We start from the raw sequence: 17,634 nt of genomic DNA, 5'->3' as shown, positions 1-17,634 counted from the left end.
CTTTTGCAGATAACCAACAAAAGCATGCACCTACAGATCAAACAGGCAAATATCGGCTACAATAAAGCATTAATCTCCAACGCCAATGCGGATTTGAAGCTTGGTGATGTATGCCTGCTGATTGGTAATAATGGGGTAGGAAAAACAACACTGATCAAATCTATTCTGCATCAGCTCCCTTTACTGAATGGAGAGATTGCTATTAATGGGAAAAATGTAAAGAATCTCTCTGTAAAAGAAATTGCCGAGAATATTGCAATTGTTTTTTCAAAGTCGGTTATTCCGCAGCATTATACGGTTGAGGATCTTATTTCCCTGGGAAAATATATCTACTACCCTTTTTATTTTGAGTTAAAAAAAGAAGACCGCGAAGAAGTTGCTCATATCATTGAAGAGCTGGATTTGAATCAATACAGATATACCCTTTTGAAAAATCTGTCAGACGGAAACCTTCAAAAAGCATTTATAGGACGGGCTATTACTCAGAACTCTCCCATTATTATTTTGGATGAGCCTACCACTCATCTGGATGAAAAAAATAAAGTAATTATTCTCAAGACTCTTAGAAAATTAGCCAAAGAACAGAATAAGCTCATCTTGTTTTCTTCTCACGACTGGAGATTGGCTAAAGAATTTGCAGATAAAATATGGTATGTAAAGGAAAATCATCTGTATTCGGGAATTGTTGAAGATATCCTGCTTCAACATGATGAACTCACCAATGCTTCATTATTCCAGGTCAATGAAAATTTTATTGCTCCGCAAATCTCAGCACCGCAAGTTCACAAAGAAATGTTGTATTCTCTGCTTCAAAAAAACTTCCAAAAAGACCTTTCTTCTTTCAATTTTGAATTCCAGCACTCGTTTTGGGTAATCACTAAAGATTCCGCCAGTTACCAATGTGAATCTTTTGAAGAAATCATTAATTCTATTAAAAACATTCATTAATACTACACTTTTATTGATTAATCCATATACTATGCATGCATAGTATTATGCTAATCATACAATTTAATCTATTTACTATCAGGTTATTAACAAAATTTAACGTTAATAAATACTATGCATGCATAATATTTACTAAATTTGGGTAAAACCATTGGCGCAAAAAATGATGGATAATAATAAAGAAAAAATAGAAAACGTAGATTTAATTTTAAAGCAGACTTGGTTGGCTGTTTCTAAAATGTACACAGAACTAGCCCAGGAACATGATTCCACAGCGGTACAAGCTCTCACCCTTCTTAAAATTGATCCCAAAGAAGGAACCAGAAGTACCAATCTTGGTCCTAAAATGGCTATTGAACCCACTTCTTTAACGAGAATCATCAAACTTTTGGAAGATAACGGATATATCTATAAGGAAAAGACAACCACTGATAAAAGAGAGGTTATCATTAAGCTTACAGATAAAGGACTCAACTCCAGAAACATGTCAAAGGAAGTCGTTGTCAACTTTAACAAGAAAGTGATGGAGAAAATCGCTCCTGAAAAGATGGACGCTTTCAAAGACGTGATGACTGAAATCATGAAAATAGCAAACGAATTATTAAACAATAGAAAATAAATTATGTTGAACCCTCAGGGTTCCATATAATCTTATAAAAATAAAAATTTACATATGAAAAGAAGAATCAAACATGTAACGGTTCTTGGTTCAGGAATTATGGGAAGCGGTATCGCAGCTCACTTCGCCAACATCGGTGTTGAAGTATCACTCTTGGATATTGTTCCTTTTGAACTTACTGAAGCTGAACAGAAAAAAGGTTTGACCAAAGATGACAAAGCAGTGCGTAACAGAATTGCTTCCGAAAACTTTGAAAAACTAAAAAAAGCAAGTCCTGCACTTCTTTATTCTCCAAAGTTTGCAGACAGAATTAAAATCGGAAACTTCGATGATGATCTACCGAAAATAAAAAATACAGACTGGATCATTGAAGTAGTAGTAGAAAGACTTGACATCAAAAAGTCAGTGTACGAAAAGATTGAACAGTTCAGAAAACCGGGAACATTAATTTCTTCTAATACTTCCGGTATTCCTATTCACTTCCTGACAGAAGGGAGAAGCGAGGATTTCAAAAAATACTTTGCAGGAACTCACTTCTTCAACCCGGTAAGATACCTTCCTCTTTTAGAGATTATTCCTACTAACGATACAGATCCTGAGATCATCGATTTCTATATGAATTATGGAGCAAAATTCCTAGGTAAAACAACTGTTTTAGCCAAAGATACTCCAGCTTTCATCGCCAACAGAATCGGGGTATTCTCTATGATGGATCTTCTTCACAATGTACAGAAACTAGGACTTACCGTTTCTGATGTTGATAAATTAACAGGTCCGGTAATCGGACGTCCGAAATCTGCAACTTTCAGAACAGCTGATGTTGTAGGTCTTGATACTTTGGTCATGGTAGCCAATGGTGTTCGCCAGAGCGGTGCTGAAGCGAATGACTTTAATGATGTATTTGCCCTTCCAGCTTATATCCAGAAAATGATGGATAACAAATGGTTAGGTTCAAAAACGGAACAAGGTTTCTATAAAAAAGTGAAAAATGCAGATGGAAAATCTGAAATTCATGGATTAAACCTTGATACTTTAGAATATGAACTTCAAGGAAAATCATCATTCCCTACTTTAGAATTAACAAAAGCTATAGATAAACCAATTGACAGATTCAAAGTTTTAATTGGTGGTAAAGATAAAGCGGGTGAATTGTACAGAAAATCTTTAGGGGCGTTATTCGCTTATGTTTCGCATAAGGTTCCTGAAATTTCTGACGAGGTTTATAAAATAGACGATGCCATGAGAGCCGGTTTTGGATGGGAAAACGGTCCGTTTGAAATCTGGGATGCTGTAGGTGTTCAAAAAGGTATTGAACTGGCAAAAGATGCAGGATACGAAGTTTCAGACTGGGTAAAAAATGTAGAGACATTCTACAAAGTGAATGATGAAGGACAAAGCATTTATGTGGATAAAAACTCAGGAGAATACAACAAAATTCCGGGTCAGGATGCATTCATCATCTTAGATAATATCAGAAAAAATAAAACGCTTTGGAGCAATTCAGGCGCTTCAATTGAAGATTTAGGAGACGGAATTATCAACTTCGAGATCCGTTCAAAAATGAATTCTCTTGGAGGCGAAGTTCTTGATGGCTTAAACAGAGCGATCGATTTAGCAGAAAAAGAATATGACGGATTAGTGGTAGGAAATCAGGGAACGAACTTCTCTGTAGGAGCCAACCTTGCTATGATCCTTATGATGGCTATCGAGCAGGATTGGGATGATTTGAATATGGCGATCGCTTACTTCCAGAAATCCATGATGAGAGTACGTTATTCTTCTATTCCTGTAGTAGTTGCTCCTCACGGAATGACTTTGGGAGGTGGATGCGAAATGACAATGCATGCAGACAGAGTGGTTGCGGCAGCAGAAACTTATATCGGGCTTGTAGAGACCGGAGTTGGGGTAATTCCTGGCGGAGGTGGTACTAAAGAATTGACTTTAAGAACTTCCAGAGAATTCCACAGCGATGATGTTAAAAACAACAGACTTCGTGAAGCGTTCATGAACATTGCAATGGGTAAAGTAGCTACTTCTGCGTATGAAGCTTACGATATGGGAATCCTTGAAAAAGGGAAAGACATCGTTTCCGTAAGCAAAAACAGACAGATTGCAGAAGCTAAAAAAGTAGCAAAACTATTAGCAGAACAAGGATATACTCAGCCAATCGAGCAAAAAGTAAAAGTTCTTGGTAAAGATGCATTAGGAATGTTCTACGTAGGAACTGACCAGATGTTAACCGGAAACTTCATCTCTGCACACGATAAGAAAATTGCTGATAAACTGGCCAACGTAATGGTAGGTGGAAATCTATCTGAACCGACAGTTGTTACAGAACAATACTTGCTGAACCTTGAAAGAGAAACCTTCCTTCAGCTTTGTGGAGAGAGAAAAACTTTGGAAAGAATCCAGTACATGTTACAGAACGGAAAACCACTAAGAAACTAATCATTTCAAAAAATAATTAACGAACACTTTGTCATTCCGAAGGAATCTAAACATTGGAGAGATGCTTTTTAGCATGACAAACAGTATGGTTAATTTTTATAACAATTAATTAATAAAACAATGTCAAAGACAGCATATATAGTAAAAGGTTTCAGAACTGCCGTTGGAAAAGCTCCAAAAGGAAGTTTAAGATTTACAAGACCTGATGTCATGGCGGCTACCGTTATTGAAAAATTAATGGCTGAGCTCCCACAATTAGATAAAAACAGAATTGATGACCTTATCGTAGGAAATGCAATGCCGGAAGCTGAACAGGGGCTGAACGTTGCACGTCTGATCTCTTTGATGGGATTAAATACTGATAAAGTTCCGGGAGTAACCGTAAACAGATACTGTGCTTCAGGAAGTGAGGCGATTGCAATTGCTTCTGCAAAAATCCAGGCTGGAATGGCAGATTGTATCATCGCTGGTGGTACAGAATCAATGTCATACATCCCAATGGGAGGTTACAAGCCTGTTCCTGAAACAGATATCGCAAAAACAAACCCTGATTATTATTGGGGAATGGGTTACACTGCGGAAGAAGTAGCTAAACAATACAATATTACAAGAGAAGAACAGGATCAGTTTGCTTTTGAATCTCATATGAAAGCTTTAAAAGCCAATCAGGAAGGAAGATTTGCCAACCAGATTGTTTCGATTCCTGTAGAATACAATTTCCTGGATGAAAATCAGAAAATGCAGACTAAAAAGTTTGATTTTTCAGTAGATGAAGGTCCTAGAGCAGATACTTCTTTAGCTGGATTAGCAAAATTAAGACCCGTATTTGCCAACGGAGGAAGCGTAACAGCCGGAAACTCTTCTCAAATGAGTGATGGAGCAGCTTTCGTAATGGTAATGAGTGAGGAAATGGTAAAAGAATTAGGATTGGAGCCTGAAGCAAGATTAGTTGCTTATGCTGCAGCCGGATTAGAGCCAAGAATCATGGGAATGGGACCTATCTATGCTATTCCAAAAGCTTTAAAACAAGCAGGTTTAGAATTAAAAGATATCGAGTTAATCGAACTTAACGAAGCATTTGCCTCTCAATCAGTTGCCATTAAGAAAGAATTAGGTTTAAATCCTGACATCTTAAACGTAAACGGAGGAGCCATCGCCCTTGGACACCCGCTTGGATGTACAGGAACAAAGCTAACCGTTCAACTTCTTGACGAAATGAGAAAACGTGGCAACAAGTACGGAATGGTTTCTATGTGTGTAGGAACAGGACAAGGAGCGGCTTCTATTTTTGAACTTCTATAAATAGACAAATGAGAGAATAGACGGATAGATAATAGAAGGTAAAGACACAAGAAATGCATGAATGATTTTAAAAGACACAATTTTAAGAAGCTTAAAATTTGGCAAATGGGTATGGAATTATCAAGATTAACTTTAGATCTTACAGATACTTTTCCAACTTATGAAAAATATGGACTGAAAAGTCAAATGGACAGATGCGTTATCTCAATTCCATCAAATATAGCCGAAGGTTCAAGCAGAACAAATAAGTCTTTTAGTCACTTTTTAGATATTTCTTTAGGTTCTTCATTTGAATTGCAAACACAAATATTGTTGGCAAATCATAGAAAATATTTATCTGATGAAAAAACTGAAATCTTTGAAATTAAAATTGAAGAATTTCAAAAAGCAACAATGGTATTTCAGAATACTTTAAATAGGGACTAATAAGAGAAAAGACAAAGAGATAATAGACAGATAGAAAATAGACCACACTCATAATCTATCATCTATCCGTCTATTATCCAATGTCTTTAAAAAAAAATTTAAATAACAAAATAACATATGGCTACATTAAAAGGCGGGGAATTCCTAATCAAACAAATTCCTGCAAACGAAATTTTCAGTCTTGAAGAACTGAGTGAAGAACAAAAAATGCTTCGTGATTCTGCGAAGGAATTTATAGATAGAGAAGTGATTCCACATCATGACCGTTTTGAGAAAAAAGACTATGAATTGACCGAAAAAACGATGCGTCAGTTAGGTGAAATGGGACTTTTGGGAATTACTGTTCCTGAAGAATATGGTGGTCTTGGAATGGGATTTGTGAGCACAATGCTGGCTTGTGATTATGTTTCGGGAGGAAATGGATCATTAGCAACAGCTTATGGGGCGCATACCGGAATCGGGACTCTTCCAACTCTTCTTTACGGAAGCGAGGAATTAAAAAAGAAATATCTTCCGGACTTAGCTACCGGAACAAAATTTGGAGCCTATTGTTTGACTGAACCGGATGCTGGATCTGATGCCAACTCAGGAAAGACAAGAGCAAAATTGTCTGATGACGGAAAACATTACATCATCAACGGACAAAAAATGTGGATTTCCAATGCAGGTTTTGCTGATACTTTCACTTTATTTGCTAAAATAGATGATGATAAAAACATTACAGGTTTTGTTATCAACCGTTCAGAATTAGAAGATCCAAACAGCTTATCTTTTGGTGAGGAAGAGCATAAATTAGGAATTCGCTCCTCTTCTACTCGTCAGGTTTTCTTTAATGATATGAAAGTGCCTGTCGAAAATATGTTGGGTGAAAGAAACAATGGTTTCAAAATCGCTTTGAATGCTTTAAATGTTGGTAGAATTAAGTTAGCTGCTGCCAATCTTGACGGACAAAGAAGAATTTTAAACCACTCTATTCAGTATGCAAACGAAAGAAAACAATTTGGAGTTTCCATTTCAACTTTTGGGGCCATCAGAAAGAAAATTGCTGAAATGTCAACCGGAGTTTTCGTAAGTGAAGCGGGTTCTTACCGTTTAGCAAAAAATGTAGAAGATAAAATTGCAGAATTGGTTGCCGGAGGCATGGATCACCAACAAGCTGAATTGAAAGGGGTTGAAGAGTTTGCAGTTGAAGCTTCTATCCTAAAAGTTTTTGTATCTGATCTTACTCAAAATACAGCCGATGAAGGAATTCAGATCTATGGTGGAATGGGATTCTCAGAAGATACTCCGATGGAATCTGCATGGAGAGATGCAAGAATTGGAAGAATCTATGAAGGTACCAACGAAATCAACAGACTTTTGGCTGTAGGAATGCTTATTAAAAGAGCAATGAAGGGTGAATTGGACCTTTTATCTCCTGCAATGGCAATCAGCAAAGAATTGATGGGTATCCCTTCATTTGAAGTTCCTGATTATTCAGAATTCATGAGTGAGGAAAAAGCAATTATCGCCAATCTTAAGAAAGTATTCTTAATGGTTTCCGGAGCTGCTCTACAGAAATATATGATGGATATTGAGAAACAACAGCATTTATTATTGAATGCTTCTGAAATCCTTAACCAGATCTACATGGCAGAATCTGCAGTTTTAAGAGCTGAAAAACATTTCTCTGCTGATTCTGTGGAAGCTGCAATGGCTCAATTAAATCTTTACAAAGCTATTGACAAAATCATTTCTGCGGCAAAAGAAGGAATTGTTTCTTTCGCAGAAGGTGACGAACAGAGAATGATGCTTTCTGGATTAAGAAGATTCACAAAATATACTAATCAGCCGAATGTAGTGGCTTTAACTGAAAAAGTTGCGGCTCATTACATTGAAAAAGGAGCTTATTAGTCTTTAATAACATAAATTTGATTCAAAACGCCTCAAAATGAGGCGTTTTTTATATATTTAAATGATAAAAACTAAACATGAAATTAAAATTATATTTTATCATTACTATTTTACTACCCGTTATTGCATTGTCACAGCGCAGACAGAATGATACTTTAGCCTGCAATGGTATTCTTGAAGATCGTGTTTTAAATAAAATATTGACTGCCTATCATTCAAAACCAGAGAAACCTAAAAAAGTATTTGTGGATCGCAGAATAGTCATTTGTGGTACTGAAGCAATGCGGGAGATTGAAGAAAGGAGATGTAATGATGCCCACATGATTTTGAAAAAATATCCCTTTCTAATCGATGAAATAAAGAACTTGGCCCATGATTATCCTGGTTATTTAAAGATGGATTTATTTTGGATGGAAAAGGAAAAAAATGAAAGTGACGAAAGCCTGCAAATATATAGAGATACAGAGTTTGAAAAATGGAAGTCCAAAGGAAACCACTCTTATTACTCTATGGCTATTATTTCTGACAAAAAGAATGATCATCATGAAAATATATTACTTACGATTTTATTTCCCAAAAAGATCATTACAAAAAAGTATCAGCTATCATTAAAAGATGAATGGACATTTAAAAAACTTTAAGTATCAATAATTTTTGCTAATTTTATTATAAGTAAAAACGACAAAACGCAAAACATCATATGAAGACATTATTTCCCCTACTCCTAATATCTGCTGCTCTGACAGCACAAAAAAGAGATAAATTAATACCTTTTCCTAAAGCAGATACTGCAAAAATCCAGAATAAAGATTTGTTTAAAAATTTTGGAATGGCTTTTACTCAGCAGCAGAAAGGATTGTATAAAATACTGGTAAAAAAGCCTGGTGATACAATTGCATATCTTGCCTTAAAAGAACCTTCAAAGGACTATTCACAATACAAAATTTTAAACGCCATTACTCCAGACAAAATTCAGGCGAGTCAAAAAAAACTAATACCATCAAAATAATTACAACACCAAACTCAAAAACTATTATCATGGGAAAATTCATTATCTCGAAAAGAGTAAACGGAGACTTTCAGTTTAACCTTAAAGCCGGAAACGGACAGGTTATTTTAACCAGCCAGGGATACAGTACAAAACCATCCTGCGAAAACGGAATAGGGTCTGTAAAAAACAATGCACAGGAAGATTCAAAGTTTGAAAGAAATACCGCCAATGACGGCAGGTGCTATTTTAATCTTAAAGCTGGAAACGGACAGATCATAGGCACCAGCCAGATGTACGAATCTGATAACGGCATGGAAAACGGAATAGAATCTGTAAAAAACAATGCTCCACATGCTCACATAGAGGATGACGCCAATTTGTAAAATCATCTGAAAATAATTTTACTAAAAATGCTTTATTTTTTAAGGCATTTTTTATTTTTGTATTCTATTTTTCATTAGAAATGACAAAAGAAGAATTACTGAATAGAGCAATCAAAATTGCCGATAAGGCTCATAAAGGACAAACCGACAAATACCATGCTCCCTACATCGGCCACGTAATGCGGGTGATGAATTATGGTAAAACACTGGATGAAAAGATCGTAGGTGTTCTCCACGATGTTGTAGAGGACCATCCGCTGGAATTCAGCCTGGATTATTTAAGATCTGAAGGGTTTCCTGAATACATTATTTTCGCCATCAGCTGCCTTACAAAGTTTGATCCGGAAGAAGATTACGATGACTTCATTAAAAGAACGGAAAGATCTCTTCTCTCTGTTGCCGTAAAACTGAATGACCTGCGTGATAATATGGACCTTAGAAGAGTAAACAGAGAGCTTACTCCGAAGGATATCAAAAGATTTAACAAATACCTGAAAGCCTATCGTTATCTGATAGAGAAATATTAATAAAAAACACATGACTAATAACCTGCCCAAAATTTCATCAGCTTATCAATCTAAGCTGGTCTCTGCTATTGTATCTGTTTCAGTTTTTTTCCTGATCTATCTCGTACTCATACTTGCTTCTCTTCTAATGGTATTTTTATTGGGGTATGGCGCAGTAAAAATGTTAAGCGTTTCTATCAACTATTTTACATTGTTTGGGGCGGCAGGATTACTAAGTGTGGGAGTTTTTGTCTTTATCTTTCTCATTAAATTTATTTTCAGAAAAAACCACTACAGTACGCGTCATTTGCTGGAAGTTAACAGATCTCATCAGCCTGAACTGTTTGCTATTATTGATGAAATTGTAGCAGAAACAAATGTGAAAGCTCCCCAAAAAGTTTTCCTTTCTCCGGATGTAAATGCCAGTGTAAGCTATAATTCTATTTTCTGGAGTATGTTTCTGCCGGTAAAGAAAAATCTAACAATTGGCGTTGGCCTCATAAACTCTACAAGTGTAGGAGAATTAAGAACAATTCTGGCTCACGAATTTGGGCATTTCTCTCAAAAAAGCATGAAAGTCGGCGGTTATGTGAACCAGGCTGAAAAAATAATTTTTGAAACGGTTTACAATAATAAAGATTATGAAAACTTCATCTTGGAATTTTCAGGAGGGAATGCCATTTTTAAAATTTTTGGCCTCATTTCAGTCAGTTTCATCAATGCATTTCAGTCTGTTCTTAAAAGTATCTCCAGTTTTCTTTTCAAAAATCATGCTTCCCTGCAAAGAGAAATGGAATACCACGCAGATGCTATTTCCACTTATATTACTAACCCTGAAGAGCAGTCTTCCTCTTTATTAAGGCTGGAATTAAGCGATCTGGCTTTCAACCATTCTTTTAATTTCTATGTTGAAAGTCATCAAAAATACCTTCCAAAAGATCTGTATAAAAACCAGATTTCTTTAATGAAGATTTTATCTGAAAGGAATAATCATCCTTACATAAACGGGCTTCCCAAAATAGATGCTGAAGATCTTACCCGTTATAATAAATCCAGAATAGAAATTGAAGATCAGTGGACTTCGCATCCTGATATTTTAAAAAGAATCGAAAGGATTAAAACAAACGAAACCAGGAATACAGCTGCAGACCACAGATATGCAAAAGAGATCATCAGCGGATATGATAAAATCTGCGAAATCATGACCTCAAAATACCTTACGTTACGCACTGTAAAAAACGTAGGAGAAGTAATAGAGGATGAAACTTTCATCAGGCTTTATCTGGATAATACTATCTATCAGAACTTCAGTGCGAATTTCAATGGATATTATGAAAGACATCATCCAATTATAGAAAATATTGAATCTATAATTTCCGAAGCTGCCTTTCATCATGATACAGATCTTTTCAGTGACAAAAAAGTATCTTTAGTGTACGAAAAATCAGGAATAGAGAGTGATATTCAGACATTGCAATATCTCGTTTCGTATCCGAAAGAAATAAAAACATTCAGATTTAATGGCAGCTTATACAAAGCAAAAGATGCTGCAACCCTTATTCCAAAACTGGAAAACGAACTGAAAAGGGTAAAAGAAGAACTTCTGGAAAATGATAAAGCGATTTTTAAGCACTACTACAGTATTTCCAATGAAGATATTAAGAAAGAGCTCCTTAGCAAGTACAAGAAATTTGCGGTAATTGATAAGGAATTTGATGATTTTCAAAAAAATCTTAATGACTTCACAGTATACCTTCAGTTTATGGCAGTTACTTTACCTTTTGAAGAAATCCGTAAACACAGAGCCAAGCTGTTGAAAGCAGAAGAACCTTTTAAATTAAAGACTAAAGAACTGATCGAAAAATCAGCTTATAAAGAAGCTTTAAAGACTGAAGATAAAAACATTTTACAAGAATTTGTAAACTCTGAGTACATTTATTTCAACAAAGACAAATACCTTGAGCATGAAGTAAATGCCATCTCATTAGTGATTGAAAAATATCAGACATTACTGAATGATCATTATCTTAATTCTAAGCTTGAGCTGTTAACTTTTCAGTCAGGATTAAATAAGGATTAATCCGCACCCGGGAAGTCGTAAGTCTTCGTGTGATGGTCTGTTCCGTCGATATTGATGTTTAAAGCAAGGTAAACGAAATGTAAGTTTTTGTTTCCTTTCGCTTCAAATTCACGCTGCCACAGATATCCGCTCACGATTCCAAAATAATCATCGATCTGATAGCCGAAACCGCCATAGACTCTGTTTCTGGCAAAAGTAGGCTTCATCGGAGTTACAAAGAAAACTTCATCGTAGGCATTCGCAAAAACAGTTCCTTTCTTGATGGTTTTCGCATTTAAAGGAACACTTACATTCAGACGGTATCTGTAACGCATTCTTTGAGAGGTCAGATCTGTTTTGGGCTCGTAGAACCAGCTCTTTTCAGCTCGGAAACGGTTTTCAAATTTTACGATACCTTTTTTAATATCGATAACGTCCTGAAGCCATACCCTGAACTCCTCTCTGCTTAAGCTGTGCTCTTTATAGTTGACGTATCTTCCTAGTCCTACAAAAGGTTTGTGATTTTTGGTAAGATTATACCCTAAGCCCCCTTTTATCTCATAATAATCAGGGTAGGTATAATCTTCGTTACCACGCAGCTGTCCTTCGGCATACAGGAAAAATTTCGGATGAAACTTGTAGGTCAGAGTCACTGCATTGAAGCTGGAGATGTGCTCCTGTGCTTTAAAAAAAGAAATTCCAAGTAGTAAACCTAATCCTAAAAGACGTTTCATAAAAAATTTTTGCAAATGTATATTTTTTAACAATTTGTTAATATTAACTTTCATTAATATTAAATTAACACCTACTTAATATTAATTGTATAAGAAAACCCAATGTGGAACCACCTTTGCGGCATTGCTACCCCAAATGCTTCCGTATATTGTGTGTTGGTAATATTGTTAATCAACACATACACCGAATAGTCTTTTTTAGCAAAGCTCAGTTTCTCATCTAAGAGATTATAGGTTCCCAGATTTACTCTTTCATTATACCTATAAACAAGCTCATTGGTAAAGTATTTCAGGAATTTCACCTCTAATTTAGAAACAAGCTGGTGTCTCAGATTGTCCAGAATATATCTTGAAACCAGGCCATTCTTTTCTTCATATTTGCTGTCAATATAAGTATATCCAACCGTATATTTTAACCAGTCCATCGGTCTGTGACTCCACTCTGCTTCAATCCCTTTGGTTCTGATATCTCCTACATTTTCTGCAAACCAGATTTTATCATTGATATCTTTTTTCACCCAGTCAATAGAATTGCTGGAGTTTCTTAAAAACCCACTGATTTTAGCTAAAATCTTACTATTCTGATATTGATATCCAACCTCGGATGAAACGGCATTTTCAGGGCGTAAATCTGGATTTCCCTGCTCCGTTTTACTCATATAATAAAGATCCGTAAAAGTCGGGATGCGGTGTACTTTAGCGATATTTCCATATACTTTATGATTAGGATTGAAGTTATATCCTACATCAAGCCCAGGATAGAAGAAGTTTCCTTCTTTAGAATAATTAGCCCATGAAATTCCCGGAGTAATATTCAGTTTTTTATCCAGTAATGAAAAATGATGTTCAAAGAAAACCTGAGATACGAAACGGTTTCTGTTTCCCAAATTACTGCTGGCTAAAAACTCTTTTCTCAGCTCTACTCCTACTCCCGTTGTTCCTAATCCCCATTGGTAGCTGGAATTCACTTCACCTCCTACGTTATTCCCGATATGCATATTCCTGTAAATATCAGGATTCCATCTGTCAAAAAGATACATATCCTGTCCTCTTCTCCAATATACATTTGAATTAAGTTTCAGTTTTCCAAAAGTCTGCTGATGAGCCACACTGACGATAGAAGCCTGCGTTTCCTCATACTGTTTTGTAGCTGTACTGGAAGCATAAAATCCATTGGCCCCAAATTTTTTTTCTGAGAAACCCGCCTGTACTCTTACATCTCCGTTTTTAATATTCAGTTTCCCCTGATAGAAAACATTTCTGATCTCGTAATCAGTATTGAACATATACCCCTCTGAAGAAGCAGAATTCGCCTGAAGGGAATTGGTGAATTTTTCATTTCCTATCTGCGCGTTGAATCCAAGACCATAGGTGCTGTAATCCCCTCCGTCAGCACTTATTTTTACTCTTTTTCCGGGAGTTGTCTTGGTAATAATATTGATCACCCCGGCATAAGCATTCTGTCCAAAACGTCTGGCAGCCGGTCCTTTTATGATTTCTATTCTTTCTACGTCATCCAGATCTACCGGAATATTCATATTATTATGTCCGGTCTGGGAGTCGTTCATTCTGATACCATTCAGAAGCAGCAGAACCTGTTCAAAAGAGCTTCCACGGAAACTGATATCACTCTGCACCCCATTGGCACCTCTCCTTCTGATATCCATTCCCGGTACCTGCTGAAGAATTTCGTCTATACTTTTAGCCGGAGAATTCACAATATCTTCCCTCGTGATAACACTGATATTCTGATTGGCGCTTTTATAAGGTGTAGAAATGAATTTTCCCTGAAATTCGATGATTTCAATATCCGTTGTCTTTTCCTGTGCACTTACCCAAAGTAGAGATCCCAGAAAAAAAACACTTCCTATCTTTTTGATCATAATCGGTTCCGTAGTTTTCTTTAATAACAGGTTCCAAAAGTAAGGGAGTTCAGCAAGACAGACAAATGATACTTGTCATAAAAAAAGATGCAGCATAATGCTGCATCTGTGTGAGGGAGTAGTTCTATCTTTTTCTCATTAAATGTGTAACTAGATCTCTGAATAATTTTCTCATTTCTCTATTACATATTTATGAATACAATTTTAAATAATTTTAAAACATAAAACAATACTTAAATAAAAAAATATAACGTGTTTTACAAAACTCTATAAAACACTGTAAAATAAATAGTAAAACAAAAATAATTCCACAAAACACATGTCATTTCTCTATTTCCAACGCATACTATTTCCATTTTATCCGTCTAGTTTAAGCTTCATTATAATAATTTTTAACAATAAGATATAGATAAAATTTTCAGTAAAAATTCGTAATTTTGTGGGTCTTAATTTTACGATGGAAAGATTCTTTTTCAACTGTATTTCTCACATCATTCTTACAAAATGCTGTCATAGAAGACCGGATGAATTCAGGAATAGATATAAGAGTTCAATTGATGACCGCTCCGGAGTATTCTGAGGCAAAACACCATTATACTGGCAGTCCTTACTACTGCACAGTTACTTTATGAATAAACAAAATATGGCTAAAACAGCAGAAATAGACATAAAAAAACAGATCTTTGTTAAGAATGCACATCTTAACAATCTGAAACATATAGATGTCCTGATCCCGAAAAACAAACTGATTGTGATTACAGGAGTTTCAGGAAGCGGTAAATCGTCTTTGGCTTTTGATACGATCTATGCGGAAGGACAGAGAAGATATGTTGAAAGTTTGAGTTCTTATGCACGTCAGTTTTTGGGTAAATTAGAAAAACCAAAAGTAGATGACATTAAAGGGCTTGCCCCATCTATTGCCATCCAGCAGAAGGTAATCTCTTCCAATCCTCGTTCTACCGTAGGAACTTCTACGGAGATCTATGATTATATGAAGCTTTTATTTGCAAGGATCGGGAAAACTTTTTCTCCGGTTTCCGGTGAAGAAGTAAAAAAAGATTCGGTTTCTGATGTTATAGATTTCATTAAAGCCTCCCAAAAAGAGACTTCTTTCCTATTAACGGCACCTTTGGAATATGATGCTGACAATTTTAAAGAAACTTTGAATATTTTAAAACTGGCAGGTTTCACAAGACTTGAGATCAGTGGAAATGTAGCCGGAATCGAAGATCTGGAAAGCTTTGGATTTGCTCCGGAAAAAGGAATGCAGATCAATCTTGTGATTGACCGTTTTTCTTATGAAGAAGATGAAAGCTTTTTACAAAGACTCGCGGATTCTATTCAGATGGCATTCTATGAAGGACGCGGCTATTGCTCATTAAAAAATACCGATACTGAAAAAGTAAAAGAATTCTCCAATAAATTCGAACTGGATGGAATGGAATTCCTTGAGCCGAATGTTCACTTTTTCAGCTTTAATAACCCGTACGGAGCATGTCCTGCATGTGAAGGATATGGAAAAGTAATCGGAATTGACGAAGATCTTGTTGTTCCCAACAAAACTTTATCCATCTATGAAGATGCTGTCGTATGCTGGAGAGGTGAAACCATGAGTGAATGGAAAAAAGACTTCATCAAAAAAGCAGGCGACTTCCCTATTCATAAGCCTTATCACCAATTAACAAAAGAACAGAAAAACTTCCTTTGGAAAGGTGATGGAAAAAGTAATTTCCCATGCATCAACAATTTCTTCAAAATGCTTGAAGAAAACCTCTATAAAATCCAGTATAGAGTAATGCTTTCCCGCTACAGAGGAAAAACGCTTTGTCCTACCTGTGAAGGGTTAAGACTTCGTGAGGAAACAACCTGGGTAAAAGTAGACGGACACAATATCCAATCGATGATTGAACTTCCTTTGGATGAACTGGCTCCGGTAATTAATGGATTAAAGCTTTCAGAACACGATAAAGAGGTTGCAAAACGATTATTATATGAAATCACAACCCGCCTGGAATTTTTATTAAAAGTAGGGTTAGGATATTTAACATTAAACAGGACATCCAATACCCTTTCTGGAGGAGAAAGTCAGAGAATCAACCTGGCAACAAGCTTAGGAAGTTCTTTGGTAGGTTCTATTTACATCCTTGACGAGCCTTCTATCGGACTCCATTCAAAAGATACTGAAAACCTGATCGAAGTATTGAAAAATCTTCGTGATCTTGGTAATACCGTGATTGTTGTAGAACATGATGAAGATGTCATGAGAGCTGCTGACTATATCATTGATATTGGCCCTGAAGCCGGTTATCTTGGTGGAGAGCTGGTATTTGCAGGAGATTATAAAGATCTGAAAAAAGCCAACACCCTTACTTCAGAATATCTTACCGGAAGACTGGAAATAGAAGTTCCGAAGAAGCGAAGAAAAGCAAAAGAATGGATCTACATCAAAGGAGCCCGTCAGAACAACCTTAAAAATATAGACGTAGACGTTCCTTTGGAAAGTCTGGTCGTGATTTCGGGAGTTTCCGGAAGTGGAAAATCTACTTTGATGAAGGAAATTTTGACCAACGATATTCAGATCCAATTAGGAATGGGGGGTAAAAAAGGAGATTATGATTCTGTTGAATTCCCGAAAAAACTGATCAAAAACATTGAACTGATCGACCAGAATCCAATTGGAAAATCATCCCGTTCAAACCCTGTAACCTATCTGAAAGCTTACGACGATATTCGTGATCTTTTTGCCAAGCAGAAAGTAGCAAAAATGATGGGTTACAAGCCTAAACATTTCTCTTTCAACGTAGATGGCGGAAGATGTGACGAATGTAAAGGAGAAGGCGTGATCAATGTTTCTATGCAGTTCATGGCAGACATCGAGCTGGAGTGTGAAGTTTGTAAAGGCACCCGATTCAAGAATGAGATCCTGGAGGTAAGATTTGATGAGAAAAACATCTCTGACATCCTTCACATGACGGTAGATGAAGCATTGGAATTCTTTAAAGACAATAATGAAACGAAGATCGTAACAAAACTGAAGCCTCTACAGGAAGTAGGTCTGGGCTATCTGCAGCTGGGACAAAGCTCTTCTACTCTTTCCGGCGGTGAGGCACAGCGTGTAAAACTGGCTTCATTCCTTGTAAAAGGAGTTACCACGGATAAAACATTATTTATCTTTGATGAACCTTCCACAGGACTTCACTTCCATGATATTCAGAAATTATTGAAATCATTACAAGCCCTGATTGATCTTGGGCATTCGGTAATTGTTATTGAGCACCAGCCTGATATCATCAAATGTGCCGATTATATTATTGATATCGGTCCGGAAGCAGGAAAACACGGTGGAGAAATTGTATTTACAGGAACACCTGAAGATCTGGCAAAAAATAAAAAGTCTTATACCGCAAAATACATCAAGGAAAAGCTTGAACAATAAATTAAA

General features: G+C 36.2%; 14 protein-coding genes. 12 read left to right on the top strand and 2 right to left on the bottom strand.

Annotated features, from left to right (window positions below):
* Positions 1–24 precede the first annotated feature (24 nt).
* The 11 genes from DBR39_RS05210 to DBR39_RS05160 all read left to right on the top strand — a co-directional run bounded on the left by DBR39_RS05210 (position 25) and on the right by DBR39_RS05160 (position 11,596).
* Positions 25–948, top strand: coding sequence for an ABC transporter ATP-binding protein (locus tag DBR39_RS05210; RefSeq protein ID WP_124531155.1), 924 nt, complete (start codon positions 25–27; stop codon positions 946–948).
* A 166-nt stretch (positions 949–1,114) separates the two neighbouring features.
* Entirely contained in the window at positions 1,115–1,567 is a 453-nt protein-coding gene (locus DBR39_RS05205; protein WP_103233950.1) for a MarR family winged helix-turn-helix transcriptional regulator, read from the top strand.
* A 54-nt stretch (positions 1,568–1,621) separates the two neighbouring features.
* Positions 1,622–4,015 carry a 3-hydroxyacyl-CoA dehydrogenase/enoyl-CoA hydratase family protein gene (locus tag DBR39_RS05200; protein WP_124531154.1) on the top strand — a complete coding sequence of 798 codons (2,394 nt, stop codon included), beginning with the start codon at positions 1,622–1,624 and terminating at the stop codon, positions 4,013–4,015.
* Positions 4,016–4,135: 120 nt separating this feature from the next.
* Complete coding sequence (locus tag DBR39_RS05195; protein WP_124531153.1) at positions 4,136–5,317, top strand: acetyl-CoA C-acyltransferase; 1,182 nt, start codon at positions 4,136–4,138, stop codon at positions 5,315–5,317.
* 57 nt (positions 5,318–5,374) lie between these two features.
* A complete protein-coding gene (locus DBR39_RS05190) occupies positions 5,375–5,743 on the top strand; it encodes a four helix bundle protein (RefSeq protein ID WP_124531152.1) in 369 nt (122 codons plus the stop codon).
* Positions 5,744–5,860: 117 nt separating this feature from the next.
* Positions 5,861–7,636: an acyl-CoA dehydrogenase family protein gene (locus DBR39_RS05185; protein WP_124531151.1), complete on the top strand. Its 1,776-nt coding sequence runs from the start codon at positions 5,861–5,863 to the stop codon at positions 7,634–7,636.
* A gap of 77 nt (positions 7,637–7,713) precedes the next feature.
* Positions 7,714–8,277, top strand: coding sequence for a hypothetical protein (locus DBR39_RS05180; protein ID WP_124531150.1), 564 nt, complete (start codon positions 7,714–7,716; stop codon positions 8,275–8,277).
* A gap of 59 nt (positions 8,278–8,336) precedes the next feature.
* Positions 8,337–8,645, top strand: coding sequence for a hypothetical protein (locus DBR39_RS05175; protein ID WP_124531149.1), 309 nt, complete (start codon positions 8,337–8,339; stop codon positions 8,643–8,645).
* Positions 8,646–8,674: 29 nt separating this feature from the next.
* Entirely contained in the window at positions 8,675–9,010 is a 336-nt protein-coding gene (locus tag DBR39_RS05170; protein ID WP_124531148.1) for a YegP family protein, read from the top strand.
* Positions 9,011–9,090: 80 nt separating this feature from the next.
* On the top strand, positions 9,091–9,537 hold the full coding sequence (locus tag DBR39_RS05165) for a phosphohydrolase (RefSeq protein ID WP_124531147.1): 447 nt from the start codon (positions 9,091–9,093) through the stop codon (positions 9,535–9,537).
* A 10-nt stretch (positions 9,538–9,547) separates the two neighbouring features.
* A complete protein-coding gene (locus DBR39_RS05160) occupies positions 9,548–11,596 on the top strand; it encodes a M48 family metallopeptidase (protein WP_124531146.1) in 2,049 nt (682 codons plus the stop codon).
* Here the strand turns inward: DBR39_RS05160 and DBR39_RS05155 are convergent.
* Both DBR39_RS05155 and DBR39_RS05150 read right to left on the bottom strand, forming a co-directional pair.
* Complete coding sequence (locus DBR39_RS05155) at positions 11,593–12,309, bottom strand: DUF2490 domain-containing protein (RefSeq protein WP_124531145.1); 717 nt, start codon at positions 12,307–12,309, stop codon at positions 11,593–11,595. The two genes, DBR39_RS05160 and DBR39_RS05155, sit on opposite strands and share 4 nt — an antisense overlap.
* A 71-nt stretch (positions 12,310–12,380) precedes the next feature.
* Positions 12,381–14,192 carry a TonB-dependent receptor plug domain-containing protein gene (locus DBR39_RS05150; RefSeq protein ID WP_124531144.1) on the bottom strand — a complete coding sequence of 604 codons (1,812 nt, stop codon included), beginning with the start codon at positions 14,190–14,192 and terminating at the stop codon, positions 12,381–12,383.
* Positions 14,193–14,835: 643 nt separating this feature from the next.
* Between DBR39_RS05150 and uvrA the strand changes: the two genes are divergently transcribed.
* Positions 14,836–17,628: an excinuclease ABC subunit UvrA gene (gene uvrA, locus DBR39_RS05145; protein WP_124532040.1), complete on the top strand. Its 2,793-nt coding sequence runs from the start codon at positions 14,836–14,838 to the stop codon at positions 17,626–17,628.
* The last annotated feature ends 6 nt before the right edge of the window (positions 17,629–17,634 follow it).

Source organism: Chryseobacterium sp. KBW03, from assembly GCF_003852415.1.
GTDB classification, from domain to species: domain Bacteria; phylum Bacteroidota; class Bacteroidia; order Flavobacteriales; family Weeksellaceae; genus Chryseobacterium; species Chryseobacterium viscerum.
This window is presented reverse-complemented; position numbering and strand designations above follow the sequence as displayed.

What these genes read in the sequence shown, in the direction of transcription:
- DBR39_RS05205 (WP_103233950.1), top strand. Translation starts at nt 1,115, where the DNA reads ATGGATAATAATAAAGAAAAAATAGAAAACGTAGATTTAATTTTAAAG.
- DBR39_RS05165 (WP_124531147.1), top strand. Translation starts at nt 9,091, where the DNA reads ATGACAAAAGAAGAATTACTGAATAGAGCAATCAAAATTGCCGATAAG.
- uvrA (WP_124532040.1), top strand. Translation starts at nt 14,836, where the DNA reads ATGGCTAAAACAGCAGAAATAGACATAAAAAAACAGATCTTTGTTAAG.
- DBR39_RS05160 (WP_124531146.1), top strand. Translation starts at nt 9,548, where the DNA reads ATGACTAATAACCTGCCCAAAATTTCATCAGCTTATCAATCTAAGCTG.
- DBR39_RS05185 (WP_124531151.1), top strand. Translation starts at nt 5,861, where the DNA reads ATGGCTACATTAAAAGGCGGGGAATTCCTAATCAAACAAATTCCTGCA.
- DBR39_RS05180 (WP_124531150.1), top strand. Translation starts at nt 7,714, where the DNA reads ATGAAATTAAAATTATATTTTATCATTACTATTTTACTACCCGTTATT.
- DBR39_RS05155 (WP_124531145.1), bottom strand. Translation starts at nt 12,309, where the DNA reads ATGAAACGTCTTTTAGGATTAGGTTTACTACTTGGAATTTCTTTTTTT.
- DBR39_RS05190 (WP_124531152.1), top strand. Translation starts at nt 5,375, where the DNA reads ATGAATGATTTTAAAAGACACAATTTTAAGAAGCTTAAAATTTGGCAA.
- DBR39_RS05210 (WP_124531155.1), top strand. Translation starts at nt 25, where the DNA reads ATGCACCTACAGATCAAACAGGCAAATATCGGCTACAATAAAGCATTA.
- DBR39_RS05150 (WP_124531144.1), bottom strand. Translation starts at nt 14,192, where the DNA reads ATGATCAAAAAGATAGGAAGTGTTTTTTTTCTGGGATCTCTACTTTGG.
- DBR39_RS05200 (WP_124531154.1), top strand. Translation starts at nt 1,622, where the DNA reads ATGAAAAGAAGAATCAAACATGTAACGGTTCTTGGTTCAGGAATTATG.
- DBR39_RS05195 (WP_124531153.1), top strand. Translation starts at nt 4,136, where the DNA reads ATGTCAAAGACAGCATATATAGTAAAAGGTTTCAGAACTGCCGTTGGA.
- DBR39_RS05175 (WP_124531149.1), top strand. Translation starts at nt 8,337, where the DNA reads ATGAAGACATTATTTCCCCTACTCCTAATATCTGCTGCTCTGACAGCA.
- DBR39_RS05170 (WP_124531148.1), top strand. Translation starts at nt 8,675, where the DNA reads ATGGGAAAATTCATTATCTCGAAAAGAGTAAACGGAGACTTTCAGTTT.